This is a genomic window from Pseudomonas sp. PDM18 (assembly GCF_014852585.1).
In the GTDB taxonomy this organism is placed as follows: domain Bacteria; phylum Pseudomonadota; class Gammaproteobacteria; order Pseudomonadales; family Pseudomonadaceae; genus Pseudomonas.
Genome location: NZ_JACVBX010000001.1, coordinates 833,481 through 854,829 on the forward strand (window position 1 = coordinate 833,481; position 21,349 = coordinate 854,829).

Below are 21,349 nucleotides of genomic sequence, written 5' to 3' on the forward strand. Positions count from 1 at the left end.
AGGCAGGTCAGAAGTTCACGCCGAAGCTGAGCGAAACGAAGTCACGGTCGACGATGGTGTTGTAATCGCCGCCGAAGAAGTTCGTGTAGTTCAGGCTCGCGGTGTAGGTGTTCTGGTAGTCCGCATCGACTCCGACACTGGCGGCCTTGCTGCCTTCGTTGAAGACCGGGCCGTAGCCGTGCACGTCATGGGACCATGCGACGTTCGGTTTGAGGTTCACACCGGCGAAGACGTTGTTGTAATCCCAGATGGCGCGGGCGCGGTAACCCCAGGAAGAAGAGGTGTAGAAGCCGCCGCTGCCGTACTCGTTGCGCGCGGTGGCGTTTTCCGGCACGCCGTAGACCGAGTCGCGCCCGTAGCGCTCGCCGACTTCATTGGTCATGCCGCCGACGTAGGTCATGCCGACTTCGCCCACCAGGGTCAGGCGATCCGCGCCCATGGTCTGGTCGAAGAAGTGGGTGAAGGTGGTCTGCGCCTGGGTGACTTCCTTGCGGATGTAGCCATGGTTGACCGCGTTGGCCTGGGCCAGCGCACCGGCGACGCCGCCACTGGCGAACCCTCCGGCCACGGTGGTGGCGAGCAGCGGGGTCATGTCAGTGGTGTTGAGCTGCAGCGGCATGTTCGGCCGGTAGCTGATCTCGCCGTTCCACGCGGTGCCGGTGGGCAGCGTGGTGGAGAAGCTCAGGCCGTACAGGCGGATGTCCTCGGGGTATTCGAGGAAGTAGCTGCCGCGTCCCAGCAGGATCGGCTGGGCCAGCGCCGACACGCGCAGTGCATTGATGATGTCGGCGCGGCCGGCGTTCTGCATGCTCACGATGGGTGTGCGACTGTGGTAGTTCATGGCGTAGGCGCCGTACTCCACGTCATCGCCCAGCCAGCGCAGGGCCAGGCCCCACTGGCCGGAATCACGCGCATCGCGGTCGGCGCCGCGGGGCACCATCAGGCCTTCCTGGTTGACGGTTACGCCCATGGAGTTGAGCAGCGAGTGGATCCCCGGTGAGTTCAGGGTATTGAGCGTGGCCGGATCGAGGATGTTGTAGTTAGTGTTGCAACCGTCGGCGGCGACGTCGGTGGTAGAGAAGAAAGTGCCGCAGTTGTCCAGCACCGTCTGGTCCCATTCCAGCTGGTAGAAGCCTTCCACGGACAGCGCGTCGGTGACGCTCTGCGACAGGTAGACCATGTTCACCGGGATCAGGCCTTCCTTGATTTCCGAACCGGGACGGCGGAAGGCGGAGACGTCGATGGGGTTGATGGTGTTGATGCTGTTGCCGATGAAGGTGCTTTCACCCCAGCTCACCACCTGCTTGCCCACCCGCACGGTGCCCGGTAGGTCAGCGACGGAATAGTTGTAGTAGCCGAAGGCGTCCAGCAGTTGGGCGCCGGAGGATTTCGCGCCCTCCTTGCGACCGTCATCGGAAATCTGTTTCCAGTCGGTGCTCTCGTCCTTCAGGCGGAAGTCATACCAGTACTTGCCGCGGGTGAACACGCCGAAGTCCCCGTACTTCAGCTCCAGGTCGTGGATACCCTTGAAGATCTTCGAGAAGGTGTCCCCCTTGCGGAAGTTCAGCCGGCCATCGTCGTTGGTCTGGGTCATGCCGTGGCCGCCGTTGGCGGCGCCGATCAGATCCTGCTTCGGACTCTGCGTGCTCCAGCTGGCCCCCACGGACAGGCTGGAATCGAACTGTCCTTCGATCTCCCCGATATTGAAATTGATTGCCTGAGCCTGGGTGGCGCATCCCAGGGCGACAGCAGTGGCGAGTAGTTGCGGTTGGAAGAATCCGCGCCTTGTTTTTGTTGTCATGCGGCTCTCCTGACGGTGTCTAGGTGCCGCTACCCTACTGAGCGACCTGACGGGGAGTAAGCGCTCCAAGGTGGTATTTGGCGTGTCGCCCGAAAGAGTGAATCCCCTCTCTGCCATAGGCTCTGGCGGCCGATATTGGCGCAGGCGATGACGAATCATCGAGACGATGGATAGTGCCCGGCGCTTGTAAGTGCTTTGCCACTACCCGAGAAGCGCCGTCTGGGGCATGCTTAGCCCCCTATGCATGCCATCGACCAACGCCCGACCGACAGCCACCTGACCGAGCAGACCCGCGAGGTGGTGCTGCGCTACCACCAGTGCTGGAAGCATCGCGACCTCGAAGCGGTGCTGGCGCTGTATCACCCGCAGGTGCAGTACAACGACTTCTTCCAGAATCGCACCCTGGGCTACGCCGACCTGCGCGACTACGTGCAGAGCACCATGCCCAGCCGCCCGGAAGAGTTCCTCGACCACATCGACCGCATCCGCGTGGATGGCGACACCGCCTTCATCCAGTACCGCATCGCGGTCACCCTGAGCGGCCGCCTGGCGACCTTCCATTCCAGCGAAGCGATCACTGTGCGCGAAGGCCTGATCTGGCGCATCAATGAATACGCCTCGGTGGTCCGTGAAGGAGGTGAAAGCCGTCCGCAGGCCATCGATCCGCGCCCGGCCACCAGCCGCCTGGGCCTCTCGCCGCGCCAGCTCAGCCAGTTGGCCAGCGACCTGGAAGACTATTTCAGCAAGAGCCAGCCATACCTTGCGCCGGACCTGGACCTGACCCAGGTGGCCACCGCCACCGGCTACACGCGCAACCAGATTTCCTACCTGCTCAACCAGGTGATGGGCCTGAGCTTCTACCAGTATGTCAACCAGACGCGCCTGACCCACCTGCTCAGCCAACTGCGCCCGCCGCTGCCTTCACGCATCGACGAACTGGCCTTCTCCGCCGGCTTCAACTCGCTCTCGGCCTTCTATCGCTGCTTCCGCCAGCAGACCGGCCAGTCTCCCCGCGAGTACCTCAAGCGCCTGCGCGAGGAACAGCAGGAGGCCTGATGCGCCCCTGCCGGCGGGTACGCGAGCAATCCTCGCGTACCCGCGCGCACGACAGAACCCCGCGCCAAATCTAGGCTTGCCGACATTCCCCCTCTTCCTTTTGGAGTCGTCTATGTCGGCATGGCGTCATATCAGTCTGTGGATGAACCAACTGGACGATGATTTCGTCCCGCGGCCGTCCCTGCAGGGCACCCTGGACGTCGATGTGGCCATCGCCGGCGCCGGTTACACCGGCCTGTGGACCGCCTATTACCTGAAACTGCGCGAGCCGCAGCTGAAGATCGCCATCGTCGAGGCCGAGACAGCCGGCTTCGGCGCTTCGGGCCGCAACGGCGGCTGGCTGATGGGCAACATGCTCGGCGAGGATCGCCTGCTCGCCGGCCTGTCGCCTGAGCAGCGCCGCGCCTCCTACGACCTGCTGCACGACATCCCCGATGAAGTGGCCCGAGTGCTCGACCGCGAAGGCATCGACTGCGACTACCGCAAGGCCGGCGTGCTCTATACCGCCGCGCGCTACCCGGAGCAGGAAACCCGCCTGCGCGAGTACCTCGCCCACCTGCACGCCGAAGGCCTGACCGAGGACGACTACCGCTGGCTGAGCAAGAGCGAACTGGACGAGCAGCTGCGCATTCCCAGCTCGCTGGGCGCCATCCACACCCCGCACTGCGCCACCATCGACCCGGCCAAGCTGGTACGTGGCCTGGCCCGCGCGGTGGAACGCCAGGGCACGCAGATTTTCGAGAAGAGCCGCGTCACCCACTGGGCGCCCGGCCTGCTGCGCACTGACCGGGGCGAGCTGAAGGCTCACTGGGTGGTGCCGGCCATCGAAGGCTACGCCGCCGACCTGCCGCCGCTGGGCAATTACCAACTGCCGGTACAGAGCCTGCTGGTGGCCACCGAGCCGCTACCCGAATCGGTGTGGACGGAAATCGGCCTCGACAAGGGCCAGGCTTTCAGCGAATTCAGCCGCCAGGTCACCTACGGCCAGCGCACACCGGACAACCGCCTGGCCTTCGGCGCCCGCGGCGGCTACCGCTTCGGCGGCAAGCTGCGCAACGATTTCAGTCTGACCGAGGATGAGGTCGGCCTGCGCCGCTACCTATTCAGCGAACTGTTCCCGCAACTCAAGGACGTGCGCATCACCCACACCTGGGGCGGCAACCTGGGCATGTCGCGGCGCTTCCACCCGCACATGCTGATCGACCGTCGCAACGGCATCGCCCTCGCCGGCGGTTACGGTGGCGAAGGCGTCGGCGCCACCAACCTGGGCGGCCGCACCCTCGCCGACCTGATCCTTGGCCAGGACAGCGCCCTCACCCGCCAGCCCTGGGTCATCAATGATCGCAGCGTGCAGGACGGCCTGCGCGGCTGGGAACCCGAACCCTGCCGCTGGCTGGGCTACAACGCCATCATCCGCAGCTTCGTGCACGAGGACGATGTGCTGGCCAACCCCTACAGCGCACCCTGGCGCCGCCGGCTGGCCGAGAAGGTCGCCGCCAGCATGGAAAACCTGATGACCTGGAGGGTCGGCTGATTGCCGCCCGGCTTCCGAACAGTCAGCCCCCGAATAGAAAGCCCACTGGAGTCCCCGTATGAAACTGACGCACCTGAAGAACACCCTGCACGCCGAACTTGGTGAAGCCAACCCGGTGGCCGTGCCCCTGGGCGAGCCGATCTCGGAGACTCGCGTCGAATCCATCGAACGCACCGATCGCGTGGAAACCGGCATCTGGGAATGCACCCCGGGCCGCTGGCGCCGCCAGATCGTCGAGCAGGAATTCTGCCACTTCATCGCCGGCCGCGGCACCTTCACCCCGGACGGCGGCGAGCCGATCGCCTTCCAGGCCGGCGACGCCTTCCTGCTGCCGCAGAACAGCCTGGGCATCTGGGACATCCAGGAGACCACGCGCAAGACCTATGTGATCATCGAGCGCGATTGATCTGCTCTTTGTAGGAGCGAGCTTGCTCGCGAAGCGGATTCACCGGCGACACCAATGCTGGGCGGGTTCGCGAGCAAGCTCGCTCCTACAGACAGAATCAAAACTCCCCGTGCCGCCCTTCCCCGCCGGCGAACCGCTTGGCTCCGTCCACCGTCTCTCCGCTTTCGATCACTGCCATCCCGCCCTGGAACTCGTTGGCCAGCGCCACATCGAACGACAGCTCCCATTGCGCGAACACGCTCGCCCGGTCAGCCAGCATGCACATCTGCGGAAACTCGGCGATCTCCCGCGCCAGCTCCTCGGCTGACTCCAGCGCCTGCCCGCTGGGCACCACGCGATTGGCCAGGCCCATGGCGAAGGCTTCCTGCGCGCCTACCGGGCGACCGGTGAGGATCAGGTCCAGCGCCCGGCCTTGGCCGACAATTCGCGGCAAGCGCACGGTGCCACCGTCGATCAGCGGCACGCCGAAGCGCCGGCAAAACACTCCGCACACCGCGTCCTCGGCCATCACCCGCAAATCCGCCAGCAGCGCCAGCTCCAGGCCACCGGCCACGGCATAGCCCTCGATGGCGGCGATCAGCGGCTTGGACAGCTGCATTCGGCTCGGTCCCATGGGCCCGTCGCCTTCGGTTTCCAAGCGGTTTCGCCGCTCGCCGCCCTCAGCCACCGCCGCCAGGTCGGCGCCCGCGCAGAAGGTTCCACCGGCGCCGGTGAGCACGGCGACGCGGGCCTCCTCGTCCTGTTGGAAGTCGCGCAGGGCATCGGCCAGCGCCTGGGCGGTCGGCAGGTCCACGGCGTTACGCACCGCAGGGCGGGCGATGACCAGGGTGGTCACCGGGCCGTTCTTCTGGATTATCACGCTCATGGCGAACTCCTCGGGCCTGGAAGCGGAAAGCAAAAGGGCCGGCATTGAGCCGGCCCTTTCACCTTACTGCGTTCACCACCGTGGAACAGCCCCGCTGGCCGTTCCACCGGTCAGGCTGGCCGGATCAGCCGGCGTATTTCTGCAGGTTCGCCATCATCTCGCGCAGCGCTTCGACGTTGTCCTTGGGGTGCACGGCGTTGTCGAAGTTGCAGATCTGCGCGAAGTTCGCCGCCACGTCCTCGACGCTGTAGCCCTCGCGCGGGTCGAAGCCCACGCCCAGGCTGCGCTCCCAGCGCACCTTGCCGATCCAGCCGCCACCCACTTCGAACAGGCCGGAGGTTTCCTGGCAGGCTTCGCTGCCCAGGTACACCACCAGCGGACTGACCAGCTCAGGCTTGAGCGCCTCGAACACCTGCGGCGGGATCAGGCCTTCGGTCATGCGGGTGCCGCCGGTAGGGGCGATGGCGTTGACGAAGATATTGTTCTTGCGGCCTTCAATGGCCAGGTTGCGGGTCAGGCCGTAGAGGCCCAGCTTGGCCATGCCGTAGTTGCTCTGGCCGAAGTTGCCGTAGATGCCGGAGGTGGACGAGGTGAAGATCACCCGGCCGTAGCCCTGCTCGCGCATGAACGGCCAGGCGGCGCGGGTCACCTTGTAAGCGCCTTCGACGTGGACCTTGTAGACCAGATCCCAGTCGGCGTCTTCCATCTTGTGGAAGGTCTTGTCGCGCAGGATGCCGGCGTTGTTCACCACCACATCGATGCGGCCGAATTCCTCGACGGCCTGGCGGACGATCTTCTCGCCGTCAGTCACCGAGTCATGGTTGGCGATGGCGGTGCCGCCGGCTTCACGGATTTCCGCGACCACGCGGTCGGCAGCCGAGGCGTTGGCGCCTTCGCCATGGGTGCTGCCGCCCAGGTCGTTCACCACCACCTTGGCGCCGTGCTTGGCGAACAGCATGGCGTGGGCGCGACCGATACCGCCACCGGCTCCGGTAACGATCACGACTTTTCCGTCGAAACGCAGGGCATCACTCATGATTGGGACTCCAGGCAGGATGGTTTTTCCCGGAGTGTCTAGCAGTCGCGATCCGGTCACAACCAAGACGACCGAGGCGAATGGTGTCCGATAAGGCCAAGGGATGATTCGTCAGCGCATCGGCAAGTTCAGCTCTGAGCGTGGGCCCAGCTTGAACAGCCACCAATCGTACTCGCTCCAGAACAGAAGCAGACCGACGGCCGGGGGCAGCGCCAGCGCGCCCAGGGCCGCCGGCACCCAGTTCTGGGTGATCCAGGCGCAATAGCCACCGGCCGCGAAGACGACGGCCAGCAGCACCAGCAGGAGAATGGCGACAGCGGCGAAGTCCCGGCGCAGGTACAGCAGCGCCCGGTACAACCACGAACCCTGCGGCTGGCGAACGGGAATGACGGATCTGAGTGGCATGGCGACGGCCTCCGGCCAAGAAAAGCCGGGAAGCTACCGCTGCCACTCAGGGCCGATCTATCAGGCAGTTCCGAATCTGCGCGCGGATCGGTCCTTACTTACGATGCGCGTTCCTGTCGGAACACCAGATAGTGCTGCAACACCTGCTCGGGCGCCTCGACCTGCGGGTAGTGGCCGATGCCGGGCAGTTCGACAGTATCCGGTTGCGGGATCAGTTCCCGGTAACGAACCACCATGTGTGCGCCAGAGATCGGGTCTTCCGGCCCGTCGATCAGCCGCAGAGGCACGGACGTGCGCTGCATCGCCCCGAGCCAGCGCTCGCGGTGCTGGCGGCGGTCGAGGATGTAGTGGATCAACCGGTGCATGACCCGTGGACCATCGTTGTGGCGGATCAGCTCCCAGAAAGCGTCCAGCTCCGCTTCGGATGGCTGGGTCTGCGGGCCGAACACTTTGGCGAAGTTCTGCGCCAGGCGCTTGCGGTCGAAGAGCCGGCCAAACAGCGAACCGAACGGGCCAAGCAACAGCTTCTGCGATAACACCGCGCGGTGGGTTTCCGGGAACAGCCCACCGTTGAGGAACACCAGCGAAGCCAAGGCGAAACCGCCCTCCTCGTGCCGTGCCAGCAGTTCCTGGCCGACGCTGTTGCCATAGTCGTGTACCAGCAAATGAACCGGCTCGCGTACGCCCAGGTGATCCAGCAGCGCCTGCTGCAGGTCGGCCTGCTCAAGGATGCGGTAGTCATGCCCCTTGGGTTTGGCGGAATCGCCGAAGCCCAGCATGTCGCAGGCGATCAACCGGTAGTGCTCGGCCAGCGGTTGCCAGAGGTAGTGCCAATCCCAGGAAGCGGTGGGGAAACCGTGGACCAGCAGCAGCGGAGCGCCGCTGCCTGCGCTCCAGTAGCGGATAGCGTGCCCACGGAAGGTGAAATCGCTGCCCTGCGCGCGCCAGTCGCGCAGGGCGATGCCGGCCAGCGCCATCAGTCGCGGTAACCGGGGTTCTGCAGGTCCAGTTTGCGCAGCAGCGCCGGCCACGCCAGCGCGCCGCCCATGCCCTGTTTGCTCTTGGTCACGGCGGCGGCCATGGCGCGGGCGCCATCGAGAATCTGCTGCGGGATCATGATCAGTTCGGCGCCGCCGCCCTGGGCCAGTACCTGGATTTCGCAGGCGCGCTGCAGGGTGAACATCATCAGGAAGGTGTCGGCGATGGTGCCGGAGCAAGTCAGCAGGCCGTGGTTGGGCAGGATCATGAAGTTGGCTTCGCCCAGGTCCGCCTGCAGGCGCGCCTTCTCGTCATGGTTCAGCGCGACGCCCTCGTAGCCGTGGTAAGCCAGGCTGGAGAGCACGAACAGCGATTGCTGGGAAATCGGCAGCAACCCCTGCTTCTGCGCGGAGACGGCGATGCCGGCGGCAGTATGGGTGTGCAGGACACAGGCCACGTCATGGCGCACATCGTGGATCGCACTGTGGATGGTGTAGCCGGCAGGGTTGATGTCGTAGGGGCTGTCCATCAGCTTCTTGCCCGCGGCATCCACTTTCACCAGGCTCGAGGCGGTGATCTCGTGGAACATCATGCCGTACGGGTTGATCAGGAAGTCCTCGGTGCCGGGGACCTTGGCGGAGATGTGGGTGAAGATCAGGTCGTCCCAGCCCTGCAGGGCAATCAGCCGGTAACAGGCGGCAAGATCGACGCGGGTCTGCCATTCGGCAGCGGAGACCTGGTCCTTGACGTTCACGGTGGGCAGCGGGTGAGCGGCGTGCATGGTCGGTAGCCTCTTCGTTGTTGTTGTTCGATGGCGCAGTCTAGTCAGCGCGGCGGCGTAACGACTGTCACTGAACTGACAATTTCCTCTGGCAGCGCCTGGCGAATGTTCCCCTATAAGCGCAGGCCGACAACTCGGCTTGCGTCAGCAATTTCCCCACCTATAGTGGCGGTAGTCGCTCCCAGCGGTGTTCGATTTCCCCGGCGCCCGGCGGCTCCCTCCAAAAGCGCTATCCAGACAGTGCGGCAGCCAGTTCGCACGTCAGGGCTGGCGGAAGCGTGCCCGATCTCCACCCCTGCCCCGGCGCCCTTTCCGGCGTCTCCCAGCCATCTGGAAACATTTCGCAATATCTTTCGCAACATTCCTCAGTAGTACCCGGGAGTCGGGAGGAGACTCCAGTTCGGCCAACGAGGCAGCCGACGTGAAACGAACCGCCATCATGCAGCCCTACTTCTTTCCGTACCTGGGCTACTTCAGCCTGATCAAGCACACCGACCTGTTCGTCCTGTTCGACACCGTGCAGTACATCCACCACGGCTGGATCGAGCGCAACCGCATCCTCAATCACCAGGCGGGCTGGTCGTACATCCGCGTGCCGCGGATCAAGCACCACCGCCAGACGCTGATCAAGGACGTGCGCCTGGACAACCGCCAGGACTGGCGGCGCAGCCTGTTCTCCCAGCTGGACGTGTACCGCAAGGTCGCGCCTTATTACCGCGACGTGAGGGAGATGATCGCCGCGTCGCTGGATCACCCCTTCGACGACATCGTCTCGGTGAACAAGACCACCCTGGAGGCCACCTGCGCCTACCTGGGCTTCCCACGGACGATGCCGGTGCTGTCGCGCATGGAGCTGCCGATGGAGCGACCGACCGCACCGGACGAATGGGCGCTGAACATCTGCAAGGCGCTGGGGGGCGTGGAGGAGTACTGGAACCCGCCGGGCGGGCAGAGCTTCTTTGACCGCGGCAAGTACGAGGCCGCCGGGCTGACGCTGCGCTTCCAGGAGCCGAAGCTCACGCCCTACGAACAAAAGCGCCCGACCTTCGAGGCGGGTTTGTCGATCATCGACGTGATGATGTTCAACTCCCCCGCCGCAACCTCACAGATGCTCGATGCCTACGAGCTGAGCTGAATGCCCTTTACAGGCACCAGACCAGGACGGGCGCCAGCAGCAGGTTGAACAGCCCGGTCAGGACCATCAGCAGCCCGGCCGCCGATCCCTCTTCCCCACCGAACTCGTAGGCCCGGCTGGTACCCGCGCCATGGGCGCCAACGCCCAGCAGCGCACCACGGGCCAGGGCGGAACGCAGCGGCAGCAGCTTCATCAGCACGCCGCCGATCATGGCGCCGAATACCCCCGTGATCATTACGAAGGCCGCGGTCAGCGCCGGCACGCCGCCCAGGTCGTGGGACATTTCCATGGCGAAGGGCGTAGTGATCGAGCGCGGGATCAGCGACAGGGTCACCTGGCCGTCCAGCGCCAGCGCGTGGGCCAGCGCCCAGGAACTGCCGATGGCCATGGTCGAGCCAGCCAGCATGCCGGTCAGCAGCGCCGGCCAGTGGCGGGCAAGCAAGGCGCGCTGTTGCCAGATCGGGATAGCGAAGGCCACGGTGGCCGGGCCGAGAAGCGCCACCAGCCAACTGGTGTCTCGGGCGTAGTCTGCGTAACGAACCTGCAGCGGGATAGCCAGGGCGAACAGCAGCACCGGCACGAAGACGATGGGCGACAGCCAGTACTGCTGGAAACGGCGGTAGAGGGTACGGCTGAGCAGGTAACCGCCCAGGGTCACGGCCAACCAGAACAGGGCTTGCTTATCGAGGCTCATGGCGCGATCTCCAGCGGCACATCCACTCCACCGCCAGGGCGGTGGAGAGCATCACCATCACGGTGCTGGCGGTGATCACCAGCAGAATCTTCCAGCCCTCGCTACGCAGCAGCGGGCCGTAGTCGAGCAGGCTCATCAGGGCGGGGATGAAGAACAGCAGCATCTCCGCCAGCAGCAGGCCGGCGCCACCCTGCAGCAGGGCCGGGCGTATCGCCCCGCAGGCGAAAAGCACCAGCAGCAACGCCAACCCGATGACGCTGCCCGGTACCGGCAGTCCGGTGAGGGTGGCGATCCAGCCGCCGAACCACCAGAAGGCGGCGAGCACGGCGAGTTCAAACATCAGGCGGGCGGCACGGCGGAACATGGCGGCGATCTCGGTGCGTGGGGCGGATGAAGAAAATCGGTTGGTGTGGTGCAAAGCCTACTCCCGCACCTATCATCCCCAAAGCGAATAGATCGAATCGGAGCCATTCCAGAATGGAATTCAAGCAGCTGCGCACCTTCGCCGAGGTCGTGCGCCACGGTAGTTTCACCCAGGCGGCGGTGTATCTGAACGCCAGCCAGTCGGCGGTGAGCAAGCAGGTCGCGCAACTGGAACAGAGCCTGCGCGTGCAACTACTGGAGCGCAGTGGCCCGCATATTCGCCTGACTGCCGCAGGCGAAGTGGTGTTGCGCCGCGCCGAGGACATGCTGCGCCTGCGCCGCGAGCTGCATACCGAACTGGACGATCTCACCCAACTGCACCGCGGTGAGCTGCGCCTGGGCCTGCCGCTGCTGGGCGCAGACGCACTGTTCGCCGGACGATTCGCCGAGTACCGACGGCGCTACCCGAACATCGATGTGCACCTGATCGAGGGCGGCAGCAAGACCATGGAAGAAATGGTCTACAGCGGCGAGCTGGAGCTGGGCGGCGGCCTGACACCGGATGACTCCGGCTTCGAATGGCAGCCCTTCTGCAACGAGCCGCTGGACGTGCTGCTGCCCGACGCGCATCCACTGGCCGGGCGCGACAGCCTGGAACTGGCGGAACTCTCCGACACGCCCTTCTTGCTCTATCAACAAAGCTTCACCCTCAACGACCGCCTGCTGCGCGCCTGCCGCGAGGCCGGTTTCGAGCCGAAGGAAGGCGGCCGCAGCGGCCAGGCGGACTTCCTCGGCGCTCTGGTCGCCGCCGGGCAAGGCGCGGTGCTGCTACCGCGCGTGGTGGCAAAGGACTTGGAGCGACCGGGGCTGGTGCGCGTGCTGCTGAGCCGGCCGGACCTGCGCTGGGACATCAGTTTCATCTGGCGTCGCGACGCGTACCTGTCGAATGCCGCGAAGGCCTGGCTGGGGCTGATGGTCGAGATGCCACTGCATCCGCCGGGATCGGAGTGAGGCGAGTTCGCGAGCAAGGGCTGGGCGCCCCATCGGTCCTACGAAGAGCGGATCGGCGCCAAGGCCTTTACCCCGATAGAACGGAGAAGATGCGCTCTCGCAGGATGCTTCTCGCTCAGACGCTGCCCAGCCTACGAACCCGAATCCTCAGGTGAGAAGTCGAAGGTGTCGAAGACGATCACGCCGGCCTGATCGTTGGGCAACTCGCCCTCGATGCGTCCGTCCGGTTGCTGGACCACGGTCATGCCTTCGGCAATCGTCCCGCCGTCCGCGCGCCTGGCCACCTTGCCGGCCACGGGCGTGAACAGCCACGCGCCTGGAGCGCGATCGCGCAGGGTGCGGTTGACGGATTGGAGCTGCGTCCCGGCCGGATAGCTTATCTCACCCAGGGTGAAGTCTCGCGCCAGGTTGGCACTTTCGAAGCCGTACAGCTTGCGCTCGCTGTCCAGCAGCAGCGTGACGCCCGACAGCGGTAGCTGCGCCAGTTGCAGCGGCGCGTGCACGTCTATGCGCCAGACGTTCGGGTCGCGCAGGCCATCGCCGTAGGAGGTGGTGTAACGCATCAGTTCGCTGCCCGGCGGGATGTCCAGGTCGGCAGCACGATTGTCCTCCGCAACCTGGCAACCCATCAGCAGGATCTCCGATTCCGCCCGCACCGCCAGGCGCAGGGGCGCCTGCGGGCTGCAGTGCCAGCCGTCGATCGTGGCCAACGCGACGATGCGCAATTCGTGGACGGGAATTTCCACCGAACTGCCCGGCGGCGCCTGATCGTCCCAGGTCGAGCTGAAGCGCACCGCGAGCGCGGACACTCCATGGACCCGCGTCGGCACCGGGAATACGACCTCTTCGGCTGCCTGCCAGTCATGGGAGCCGGGCAACGACAGACGCGTGCCAGCCGGCACGTCGAGACCACGGATGCGCGCGGGCTCGGTGAGCGTCGGATGACGGGCAGCTTCTTCCTGCCGCATCTCCTCGCCTACCACATGCCAGATGTAAGCCATGTAGGCCTGCGGAACACAGAGCACCAGCAGTAAGACCAGCAGGCTCCAGCAGGCAAGGCGATGACGCCCCCACCACTGTCGCGCGGAGCGGAACAGCACCAGCATCAGCAGCCACAGCAGCAGCACCAGCACAGCCAGCGAGGAAACTCCGAGCACGACCAGGAAGGTCGTGGAAAACAGCGGTACCGGGATCATCCTTGGCCCCTCAGATCAGATCGTTGAACTCATATTCCATCAGGCGCGGCCACTGCCGCTGCGCCTCGACATCATCGGCCAGCAGCCCGAAGCCGGCGAACTCAAAGGCCGGCGAGACGGTGCATCCCACCAGCACGTAATCGCCCAGACAGCGTGCGGCCTGCCAGGCATGCGCGGGCACGGCCCGTTGCGGCAGGCTGCCCTCGCTCACCGGGCCGAGGATTTCGCGGTGCACGTCGGCATCGGGTCGATCGGCGGTCAGCAGCTCCAGCGGACTGCCTTCGTGAAAATGCCAGAGCTCATCGGCGTCCACGCGGTGCCAGCGGCTGACAGTGCCGGCGGGCAGCAGAAACAGAATGGCCGACGACTGCGGCCGGCCATCGGCGCCCACCAGGTCCGATTCGAACACTCGCCGGTAGAAGCCGCCCTCGGGATGCGGGGCGAGCTGCAGGATGTCGATCAGATGGCGGGCGCGGGGATGCATCAGGCCTTCAGCGCGGCGATGAAATCGGCCAGCCAGGGTTCGGAGTCGGTCTCCTGATCCACCGTCTCGCTGCCGTCCAGGCGCAGCATTGGCACCACTTCCTGCACGCCCAGTTCAGCGTACAGCTCGCGCACCTGCTCACCGCCGCCGCAGTAGGTATCGCCGTAGCTGGAATCGCCCAGCGCCAGCACGGCGCCCGGACGACCGCGCCACTCGCCCGGCAGGCGGTCGCGGATGGCATGGAACAGCGGCTGGAAGCTGTCCGGCAGGTCACCCATGCCGGTGGTGGCGGTCACCACCAGGAAGGCCTCGGGAGCGAACTCAAGCATGGCGTCCAGGGTGGCGCGCGGGTCGTACCAGGCTTCGAAGCCGGCGGCTTCGAGCAAGCGCTTGGCGTGGCGCGCGACTTCTTCGGCGGTGCCGTAGACCGAACCGGACACGATGGCGACTTTCATGTTCACTCCCACAAGGCAAGACAAGGCCGCCCATTATGCCCCATCCGTGCCGCACCGCGCCGGGGCTGGTATAGTTTTGCCCTACCCGGCCGCTAGGACATTGTCCGCCGCGGCGCTCCCTGAAGTGGATTTTCGCGAGGCGCGCATGGGCCAGACCCCAGCCCCCATCCTGATCACCGGCGCCAGCCAGCGTATCGGCCTGCATTGCGCAAAACGCCTGCTGCTCCAAGGCCAGCCGGTCATCGTGACCTATCGCCAGGACAAGCCCGGCATCGCCGAACTACGCGAACTGGGCGCCACCTGCCTGCACGCCGAACTGGCCGATGAAGCCGGCATCCTCGCCTTCATCGACGAGCTGAAGTCCTGCACCGACCGGCTGCGCGCGATCATCCACAACGCCTCGGCGTGGATCGGCGACAAGCCCGGCGAGGAGGCCCAGGCCTTCGAGTCGCTGTTCCGCCTGCACATGCTCGCGCCCTACCTGATCAACTTGCGCTGCGCGCCGCTGCTCGAACGCGACGCCGCCGAGCGCGGCGCCCCAGCGGATATCATCCACCTCTCCGACGACGTCGCCCGCAAGGGCAGCGCCAACCGCATCGCCTACTGCGCCAGCAAGGCCGGCCTGGACAACCTCACCCTGTCCTTCGCCGCGAGCCTTGCGCCACGCATCAAGGTCAACGGCATCGCGCCGGCACTGATCCTGTTCAACGAAGGCGACGACGACGCCTACCGCGCCCGCACCCTGGCGAAATCCGTCATGGGCATCGAGCCGGGCCCGGACGTGATCTACCAGAGCGTGCGCTACCTGCTCGACAGCCCCTACGTGACCGGCACTACCCTCACCGTCAACGGCGGCCGGCACCTCAAATGACCCGCCCGGCGCGGGCGCGAGGAACTCCCACCATGATTGAAGACCTGTCTCACCACTACCGTGAGATTCTCCAGGGGCTCGGCGAAGACCCGACCCGCGAAGGCCTGCTGGACACGCCCAAGCGCGCGGCCAAGGCCATGCAGTACCTCTGCCACGGCTACGGGCAGACGCTGGACGAGATCGTCAACGGCGCGCTGTTCGCCTCGGACAATGATGAAATGGTGATCGTGAAGGACATCGAGCTCTACTCGCTGTGCGAACATCACCTGCTGCCCTTCATCGGCAAGGCACATGTGGCATACATTCCCACCGGCAAGGTGCTGGGCCTGTCGAAAGTCGCGCGCATCGTCGACATGTTTGCCCGCCGCCTGCAGATCCAGGAAAGCCTGACCCGGCAGATCGCCGAGGCAGTCCAGCAGGTCACCAGCGCCGCCGGCGTGGCGGTGGTGATCGAGGCGCAGCACATGTGCATGATGATGCGCGGGGTAGAGAAGCAGAACTCGGTAATGAACACCTCGGTGATGCTCGGCGCCTTCCGCGCCTCCACCAATACCCGCCAGGAATTCCTGCAACTGATCGGACGGAGCAAGTGAAATGACGCAATTGCAGCCGGGCATGGCGCGAATCCGGGTCAAGGACCTGCGCGTGCGCACCTACATCGGCATCAAGGAAGAAGAAATCCTCAACAAGCAGGATGTGCTGATCAATCTCACCATCCTCTACCCCGCCGGCGATGCGGTGCAGGTCAACGACATCGACCACGCGCTGAACTACCGCACCATCACCAAGGCGATCATCGCCCACGTGGAGGAAAACCGCTTCGCCCTGCTCGAGCGCCTGACTCAGGAACTGCTCGACCTGGTGATGGCCAATCCGGCCGTGCACTACGCCGAGGTGGAAGTGGACAAGCCCCACGCGCTGCGCTTCGCCGAGTCGGTATCGATCGCCCTGGCCGCCCAGCGCTGAGCCGCGCCTTCGCTTGCACGCCCGTACCAGTCGGCCAACGGGCGTTGCTGGCAGATCGCCCGCCTCTTAGAATCTCGCCAGCCCCGCCATGCGCCTCCGATGCGCCCTTGTTGAGAGACCTGCCATGACCGAGCCGATGAACCTGACCGACGAGCAGCGCACCGAACTCGAAGCCGCCGCCTTCCGTACCCTGGTGCAGCACCTGCGTACCCGCAAGGACGTGCAGAACATCGATCTGATGAATCTTGCCGGGTTCTGCCGCAACTGCCTGTCCAAGTGGTACAAGGCCGCAGCGGACGACATGGGCCTGCCAGTCAGCCCGGATCAGGCCCGCGAAGAGATCTACGGCATGCCTTACGCCGAATGGAAGGCCAAGTACCAGACGGAAGCCTCGCCCGAGCAACAGGCGGCCTTCGACCACGCGAAGAAACACTAAGAGTTTGCCTTGATGACCCTCAACGATTTTCGCTCGCGCCTGCGCAGCGAGCAGCACCTGTTCACCGACACCCTGGCGTACATCGCCGAGCACTACAGCTACACCCCCAGCGCCTTCACCAACGGCAGCGTGGAAAACCCCGCCGGGCAGAACGAAGGTTCCTGCAAGACCCTCGGTTTCGCGATCCTCGAAGGCCTGAGCCAGGAAGAGTCGCTGCTGGCGTTCGGCGAGCACTACCGCGCCGTGCGCGAGAACCCCGAGGGCACCGACCACGCCAATATCCGCGCCCTGATGGTCACGGGCCTGGCCGGCGTCAACTTCGAGCGCCAGCCGCTGTCGCGCCGCGGCTGAGGTTAGCCCGCTCCATGAAAAAGCCCCGCATCAGCGGGGCTTTTTCTTAGGGCTGTGCGCCGGACTCACCCTATAGGAGCGAGCTTGCTCGCGAACCGCACTCTGCCGCCATCGCCGGCAAATTTTTTTCGCAGGTGGGTGGAGCTTGCGATAGCCATGCTGCCCCACACGTCGCCAGCGATGGGTTTCGCTGCGCTCCACGCCATCCTACGTTCGAACTCCGCCGTAATATCGGAGGGATGAGCGTCCGGGAGGTTCGCGAGCAAGCTCGCTCCTACGAAAAGCCCCACCTGCGAAAAGCACCCGCCTCGCTGAGCGGGAAAGAAAAAGGCCCCGCAAGCGGGGCCCCTTCCTGCACGCCGGCACTTCGGGCCGTTACAGGGAATCCAGGTAACGCTCCACATCCAGCGCGGCCATGCAGCCGGCGCCAGCGGAGGTGATCGCCTGGCGGTAGACGTGGTCGGCCACGTCGCCGGCGGCGAAGACACCGGGAATATTGGTCGCAGTGGCATTGCCGTCACGACTGCCGGTGACCACCAGATAACCGTCCTTCAGCTCAAGCTGGCCTTCGAACAGCGAGGTATTGGGCGTGTGGCCGATGGCGACGAACAGGCCATCCACCTTCAGTTCGGAAACCTCGCCATCGTTGTGGCGCAGGCGCACGCCGGTGACGCCCATGTCGTCGCCCAGCACTTCCTCCACCTGGGCATTCAGGCGTAGTTCGATCTTGCCTTCAGCGATGCGCGCTCGCAGTTTGTCCTGCAGGATCTTCTCGGCGCGGAAGCTTTCGCGACGGTGCACCAGGGTGACCTTGCTGGCGATATTGGCCAGGTACAGGGCCTCTTCCACGGCGGTGTTACCGCCGCCGACCACCGCCACTTCGCGGTTGCGGTAGAAGAAACCGTCGCAGGTGGCGCAGGCGGACACGCCCTTGCCCATGAAGCTCTCTTCCGAGGGCAGGCCCAGGTAACGCGCGCTGGCGCCGGTGGCGATGATCAGCGCGTCAGCGGTGTAGGTGCCACTGTCGCCCTTGAGCACGAAAGGCTTGCCGGCCAGGTCAACGCCATGGATGTGGTCGAAGACAATCTCGGTCTCGAAGCGCTCGGCGTGTTCCTGCATGCGCTGCATCAGTGCCGGGCCGGTGAGGCCATGGGGATCGCCCGGCCAGTTGTCGACTTCGGTGGTGGTGATCAGTTGGCCGCCCGCCTGCATCCCGGTGATCAGCAACGGCTTAAGGTTGGCGCGGGCAGCATAGACCGCGGCGCTGTAGCCGGCCGGCCCGGAACCCAGAATGATGACGCGCGCGTGACGATCGGACATGACAGTCTCCAGTGCTGAGGTGGATGAGTCGGGCAAAGAAAAGGGAGCTGCCAAAGCACCAGGGGGAAGGTTGGGAGGGCGGCAGCTCCACGTAAAAGTTTCTTGCGCGAACCGCATGGCCCGGAGACCGTGGGCAATGCGGTGTGACCCAGGTCACAATTCGCATTGTCCTGCAGAACGCCGGGAATCCCTTGAGATAAGTCAGGGATTTCCGCAGTCGCCCCGGACTCTTTGAGATAAGTCAGGGAGCTGCGGATCGACCCTCGAACTTGTTCGATAGCAGATGGCGCGCAGCTTACCGCCGCCGCTGCGTCCTGCTGAAATGTCCAATCTCAATTCCCTTCATAGACTGCCCCTATGCAGCGGGCACCCACTGCCTGGATGGCTAGACTCAAGAACAAAAGGTCACCCGTATCACCATGAACCTTCGCACCCGCCTGCTATGGCTGTGTCTGCCCCTGTTCATCGCGAGCCTTGTCGGGGTCTGGCTGCTGTCGGACATGATCCTGCTCGACCGCTTCGATCGCGGGGACCGCCAGCACCTGGCCGACGAGGTGCGCATCGTCCACAACCGCGTTGCCTACGAGAAACAGCGCAACCTCGACATCGTCCACAGCTACGCGTGGTGGGACGCCAGCTACCAGTTCATGCACCTGCCGCAGGCACGCTTCGTGGAGGACAACCTGGACCAGGACCTGCTGGGCATCCTCGGCTTCGACTACGTGCTGTATGTCGACCGTGACGGGCACATCCTCGCCCAGCAATGGAAGCTCGATGGACTGTCCAAGCGCTTCCCCCGCCAGCAAGTCCCGGACGCCGAGCAACTGCGTCGGAGCATCCTGGCCACCGCGCTGCAACTGGGCGCGCTGGATATCGACGGCGACCCGCGGCACAGCCTCGACCAATTGCTGCAGATCGAAGGCATCCCCCAGTTGCTGCTCAGCTACCCCATCAGCAATAGCGCCGGAACCGCCGAGCCGGCTGGCGTGGTCATCGCCGGCGTGCTGCTCGACGGCGCGCGCATGTACAGCCTGCAGACCCAGATGGGCGCGAGCCTGCGCCTAGTCCAGGACGAGGTGAAAGGCACTGACTGGCGCACCCTGAACATTCCCACCGGGCGCGGCGCCACCCTGCTCAGCCCACGACGCCTGCTGGACGAGAATAGCCAGCAGATGTCCCTGCTCTACCTCGACTCCCGTGGCCGTCCGCAACTGCGCCTGGAACTGACCAGCCCGCGGCCGCTGTACCAGCAAGGCCAGCAATCAGTGCGCCTGTTCCTCTACCTGACCCTGGCGCTGCTCGGCGGCGCCACCCTGCTCGCCTACGTGGCCCTGGAATTCCGCATCATCCGCAGGGTTTCCACGATGAACCGCGAAGTCGCGGGCATCGGCCAGGACGACACCCCCTCGCGCCTGAGCCCGCAGGGGCAGGACGAACTGGGCCTGCTGGCCAGCGAGATGAACCATATGCTTGACCGCCTGGAACAGAGCGAGGCGCGCGACCGGGCTATCCTCGACGCGATCCGCGACGGCTATTTCGAGATGGACACCCGCGGCATCATCCGCACGCTCAATCCGGCGCTGTGCCGGATGCTCGGCTACAGCGCCGAGCAGCTCGACGGCCAGCACTTCGGCATATTACTGCAGGAAGCGGACCTGCTACGCGCTCGCAGCCTCTACGAGCAAGCCCGCGACGACGAACAGGAAACCACCTTCTCCGCGCCCTTCAAGCGCCGCGACGGCAGGCTGGTGAGCTGCGAGACGCGGCTCTCGGCGATCCGCGACGGCCAGGGCGAGTTCCAGGGATTCCGCGGCATCCTGCGCGACATCAGCGACCAGGTGGCCTACCAGAAGCAGCTCATCGACCTGGCCTACCGCGACACCCTCACTCAACTGGGCAACCGCAAGGCGTTCAACGAACAACTGCACCGCGCCGTCGTGCACAGCAACCGGGTGGCCCTGCTGTACATCGACCTCGACCGCTTCAAGCAGGTCAACGACCGCTTTGGCCACGCCCTCGGCGATGCCCTGCTCAGCACGGTCGGCGAGCGCATGCGCAGCAGCCTGCGCCAGCCCGACCAGGCCTTCCGGCTGGGCGGCGACGAGTTCGCCGTGCTGCTGGAGAATGCCGAGCCGGATCAGGCCGAAGCCCTGGGCATGCGCCTGCTGGCCGTGCTCGGCGCCGAATACCACCTGGGCGGCCAAGTGATCGACTTCGTCACTCCCAGCATCGGCATCGCCTTCTACCCTCAGGATGCCGACGACGCCGACGCCCTCACCCGCGCCGCCGACATCGCCATGTACCAAGCCAAGCAGGAACGCAACCGCTGCTATCGCTACACGGCCGCCTGAACGCCGGTCCGCGAACACATACCCGGCAAAACAGACAGCTCGCCGGCCGTTCGCCGGGTCTGCTAAGGTCGCCTACGGTTCAACCCTGGAGAGTCCGATGTCCACCCTGAACGGCCCGCAATACCTCAGCGAAGGCCTGAAACTGATGATGCGCCCCGGCCTGCGACTGTTCGTCCTGCTGCCCCTGAGCATCAACATCCTGCTGTTCGTCGGCCTGATCGGCTTCGCCATCAACCAGTTCAGCCATTGGGTCGACTGGTTGATGCCCAGCCTGCCGGACTGGCTCAGCTTCCTGCAGTTCATCCTCTGGCCGCTTTTCGTGGCGCTGGTGCTGCTGATCGTGTTTTTCACCTTCACCATGATCGCCAACATCATTGCCGCGCCCTTCAACGGCTTCCTGGCGGAGAAGGTCGAAGTGGTAGTGCGCGGCACCGACGATTTCCCCGAATTCAGCTGGGGCGAGCTGATGGCAATGGTGCCCCGGACCATCGGTCGCGAGCTGCGCAAGCTCGGCTACTTCCTGCCGCGCGCCATCGGCCTGTTCATCCTCAGCCTGATACCCGGCCTGAACCTGATCGCCGCGCCGCTGTGGCTGCTCTTTGGCGTGTGGATGATGGCCGTGCAGTACATCGACTACCCGGCGGACAACCACAAGCTGGGCTGGAACGAGATGCTCGCCTGGCTGCGCAGCAAGCGCTGGGCGTGCATGGGCTTTGGCGGCATCACCTACCTGGCGCTGCTGATCCCGGTGGTCAACCTGGTCGCCATGCCCGCCGCCGTGGCCGGCGCCGTGCTGTTCTGGGTGCGCGAAGGCGGGGACAAGGCGCTGGTGAAGTAAACAACGGCACTGCCCG

General features: G+C 65.2%; 24 protein-coding genes. 12 read left to right on the top strand and 12 right to left on the bottom strand.

Annotation, left to right across the window (positions count from 1 at the left end):
• Window positions 1-7: 7 nt before the first annotated feature.
• Complete coding sequence (locus IB274_RS04055; RefSeq protein WP_192430756.1) at window positions 8-1,801, bottom strand: DUF1302 domain-containing protein; 1,794 nt, start codon at window positions 1,799-1,801, stop codon at window positions 8-10.
• 303 nt (window positions 1,802-2,104) lie between these two features.
• Between IB274_RS04055 and IB274_RS04060 the strand changes: the two genes are divergently transcribed.
• From IB274_RS04060 to IB274_RS04070, 3 genes are all read left to right on the top strand, one after another.
• A complete protein-coding gene (locus IB274_RS04060; RefSeq protein ID WP_401085602.1) occupies window positions 2,105-2,857 on the top strand; it encodes a helix-turn-helix domain-containing protein in 753 nt (250 codons plus the stop codon).
• Between the two features lie 112 nt (window positions 2,858-2,969).
• Window positions 2,970-4,391, top strand: coding sequence for an NAD(P)/FAD-dependent oxidoreductase (locus IB274_RS04065; protein ID WP_192430758.1), 1,422 nt, complete (start codon window positions 2,970-2,972; stop codon window positions 4,389-4,391).
• 58 nt (window positions 4,392-4,449) lie between these two features.
• The gene (locus IB274_RS04070) at window positions 4,450-4,797 is read left to right on the top strand and encodes a cupin domain-containing protein (protein ID WP_081516238.1); all 348 of its coding nucleotides are present in this window, start codon (window positions 4,450-4,452) and stop codon (window positions 4,795-4,797) included.
• 97 nt (window positions 4,798-4,894) lie between these two features.
• Here IB274_RS04070 and IB274_RS04075 read toward each other — a convergent pair whose 3' ends face one another.
• From IB274_RS04075 to IB274_RS04095, 5 genes are all read right to left on the bottom strand, one after another.
• Entirely contained in the window at window positions 4,895-5,662 is a 768-nt protein-coding gene (locus IB274_RS04075; protein WP_192430759.1) for a crotonase/enoyl-CoA hydratase family protein, read from the bottom strand.
• A 124-nt stretch (window positions 5,663-5,786) separates the two neighbouring features.
• Window positions 5,787-6,698, bottom strand: coding sequence for an SDR family oxidoreductase (locus IB274_RS04080; protein WP_192430760.1), 912 nt, complete (start codon window positions 6,696-6,698; stop codon window positions 5,787-5,789).
• Between the two features lie 111 nt (window positions 6,699-6,809).
• Complete coding sequence (locus tag IB274_RS04085) at window positions 6,810-7,103, bottom strand: hypothetical protein (protein WP_192430761.1); 294 nt, start codon at window positions 7,101-7,103, stop codon at window positions 6,810-6,812.
• Window positions 7,104-7,201: 98 nt separating this feature from the next.
• Window positions 7,202-8,080 carry an alpha/beta fold hydrolase gene (locus tag IB274_RS04090; protein ID WP_192430762.1) on the bottom strand — a complete coding sequence of 293 codons (879 nt, stop codon included), beginning with the start codon at window positions 8,078-8,080 and terminating at the stop codon, window positions 7,202-7,204.
• Window positions 8,080-8,862, bottom strand: coding sequence for a class II aldolase/adducin family protein (locus IB274_RS04095; RefSeq protein WP_192430763.1), 783 nt, complete (start codon window positions 8,860-8,862; stop codon window positions 8,080-8,082). The genes IB274_RS04090 and IB274_RS04095 overlap by 1 nt, the downstream gene beginning before the upstream one ends.
• A gap of 421 nt (window positions 8,863-9,283) precedes the next feature.
• Here IB274_RS04095 and IB274_RS04100 point away from each other — a divergent pair, with 421 nt between their 5' ends.
• Window positions 9,284-9,997 (top strand): WbqC family protein, encoded by a 714-nt coding sequence (locus tag IB274_RS04100; RefSeq protein WP_318652844.1) that lies wholly within the window; start codon window positions 9,284-9,286, stop codon window positions 9,995-9,997.
• A 7-nt stretch (window positions 9,998-10,004) separates the two neighbouring features.
• On the opposite strand, the gene IB274_RS04105 is transcribed toward IB274_RS04100, so the two are convergent.
• Complete coding sequence (locus IB274_RS04105) at window positions 10,005-10,691, bottom strand: LrgB family protein (RefSeq protein WP_192430764.1); 687 nt, start codon at window positions 10,689-10,691, stop codon at window positions 10,005-10,007.
• Window positions 10,678-11,055, bottom strand: a complete 378-nt coding sequence (locus IB274_RS04110) for a CidA/LrgA family protein (RefSeq protein WP_192430765.1) — start codon at window positions 11,053-11,055, stop codon at window positions 10,678-10,680. The genes IB274_RS04105 and IB274_RS04110 overlap by 14 nt, the downstream gene beginning before the upstream one ends.
• A 113-nt stretch (window positions 11,056-11,168) precedes the next feature.
• Between IB274_RS04110 and IB274_RS04115 the strand changes: the two genes are divergently transcribed.
• Window positions 11,169-12,065 carry a LysR family transcriptional regulator gene (locus IB274_RS04115; RefSeq protein ID WP_192430766.1) on the top strand — a complete coding sequence of 299 codons (897 nt, stop codon included), beginning with the start codon at window positions 11,169-11,171 and terminating at the stop codon, window positions 12,063-12,065.
• A 131-nt stretch (window positions 12,066-12,196) separates the two neighbouring features.
• Here IB274_RS04115 and IB274_RS04120 read toward each other — a convergent pair whose 3' ends face one another.
• Genes IB274_RS04120 through IB274_RS04130 form a run of 3 tightly spaced genes read right to left on the bottom strand, consistent with a single transcriptional unit; the run spans window position 12,197 to window position 14,200 of the window.
• The gene (locus IB274_RS04120; RefSeq protein ID WP_192430767.1) at window positions 12,197-13,261 is read right to left on the bottom strand and encodes a hypothetical protein; all 1,065 of its coding nucleotides are present in this window, start codon (window positions 13,259-13,261) and stop codon (window positions 12,197-12,199) included.
• 10 nt (window positions 13,262-13,271) lie between these two features.
• Entirely contained in the window at window positions 13,272-13,745 is a 474-nt protein-coding gene (locus IB274_RS04125; RefSeq protein ID WP_192430768.1) for a cupin domain-containing protein, read from the bottom strand.
• Window positions 13,745-14,200: a flavodoxin gene (locus IB274_RS04130; protein WP_081516248.1), complete on the bottom strand. Its 456-nt coding sequence runs from the start codon at window positions 14,198-14,200 to the stop codon at window positions 13,745-13,747. Before IB274_RS04130 ends, IB274_RS04125 begins: the two co-directional genes overlap by 1 nt.
• 145 nt (window positions 14,201-14,345) lie before the next feature.
• Between IB274_RS04130 and folM the strand changes: the two genes are divergently transcribed.
• From folM to IB274_RS04155, 5 genes are all read left to right on the top strand, one after another.
• A complete protein-coding gene (gene folM, locus IB274_RS04135) occupies window positions 14,346-15,071 on the top strand; it encodes a dihydromonapterin reductase (protein WP_192430769.1) in 726 nt (241 codons plus the stop codon).
• A gap of 32 nt (window positions 15,072-15,103) precedes the next feature.
• Window positions 15,104-15,664 carry a GTP cyclohydrolase I FolE gene (folE, locus tag IB274_RS04140; protein WP_192430770.1) on the top strand — a complete coding sequence of 187 codons (561 nt, stop codon included), beginning with the start codon at window positions 15,104-15,106 and terminating at the stop codon, window positions 15,662-15,664.
• A 1-nt stretch (window position 15,665) separates the two neighbouring features.
• Window positions 15,666-16,037 (top strand): dihydroneopterin triphosphate 2'-epimerase, encoded by a 372-nt coding sequence (gene folX, locus IB274_RS04145; RefSeq protein ID WP_081516251.1) that lies wholly within the window; start codon window positions 15,666-15,668, stop codon window positions 16,035-16,037.
• 124 nt (window positions 16,038-16,161) lie between these two features.
• On the top strand, window positions 16,162-16,473 hold the full coding sequence (locus IB274_RS04150) for a DUF1244 domain-containing protein (RefSeq protein ID WP_081516252.1): 312 nt from the start codon (window positions 16,162-16,164) through the stop codon (window positions 16,471-16,473).
• Window positions 16,474-16,485: 12 nt separating this feature from the next.
• Window positions 16,486-16,824 (top strand): HopJ type III effector protein, encoded by a 339-nt coding sequence (locus IB274_RS04155; protein ID WP_192430771.1) that lies wholly within the window; start codon window positions 16,486-16,488, stop codon window positions 16,822-16,824.
• Window positions 16,825-17,199: 375 nt separating this feature from the next.
• Here IB274_RS04155 and trxB read toward each other — a convergent pair whose 3' ends face one another.
• Complete coding sequence (gene trxB / locus IB274_RS04160; RefSeq protein WP_192430772.1) at window positions 17,200-18,144, bottom strand: thioredoxin-disulfide reductase; 945 nt, start codon at window positions 18,142-18,144, stop codon at window positions 17,200-17,202.
• Window positions 18,145-18,563: 419 nt separating this feature from the next.
• On the opposite strand from trxB, the gene IB274_RS04165 reads away from it, so the two are divergent.
• Both IB274_RS04165 and cysZ read left to right on the top strand, forming a co-directional pair.
• On the top strand, window positions 18,564-20,495 hold the full coding sequence (locus tag IB274_RS04165) for a diguanylate cyclase domain-containing protein (protein ID WP_192430773.1): 1,932 nt from the start codon (window positions 18,564-18,566) through the stop codon (window positions 20,493-20,495).
• Window positions 20,496-20,592: 97 nt separating this feature from the next.
• A complete protein-coding gene (gene cysZ, locus IB274_RS04170; protein ID WP_192430774.1) occupies window positions 20,593-21,333 on the top strand; it encodes a sulfate transporter CysZ in 741 nt (246 codons plus the stop codon).
• Window positions 21,334-21,349 lie beyond the last annotated feature (16 nt).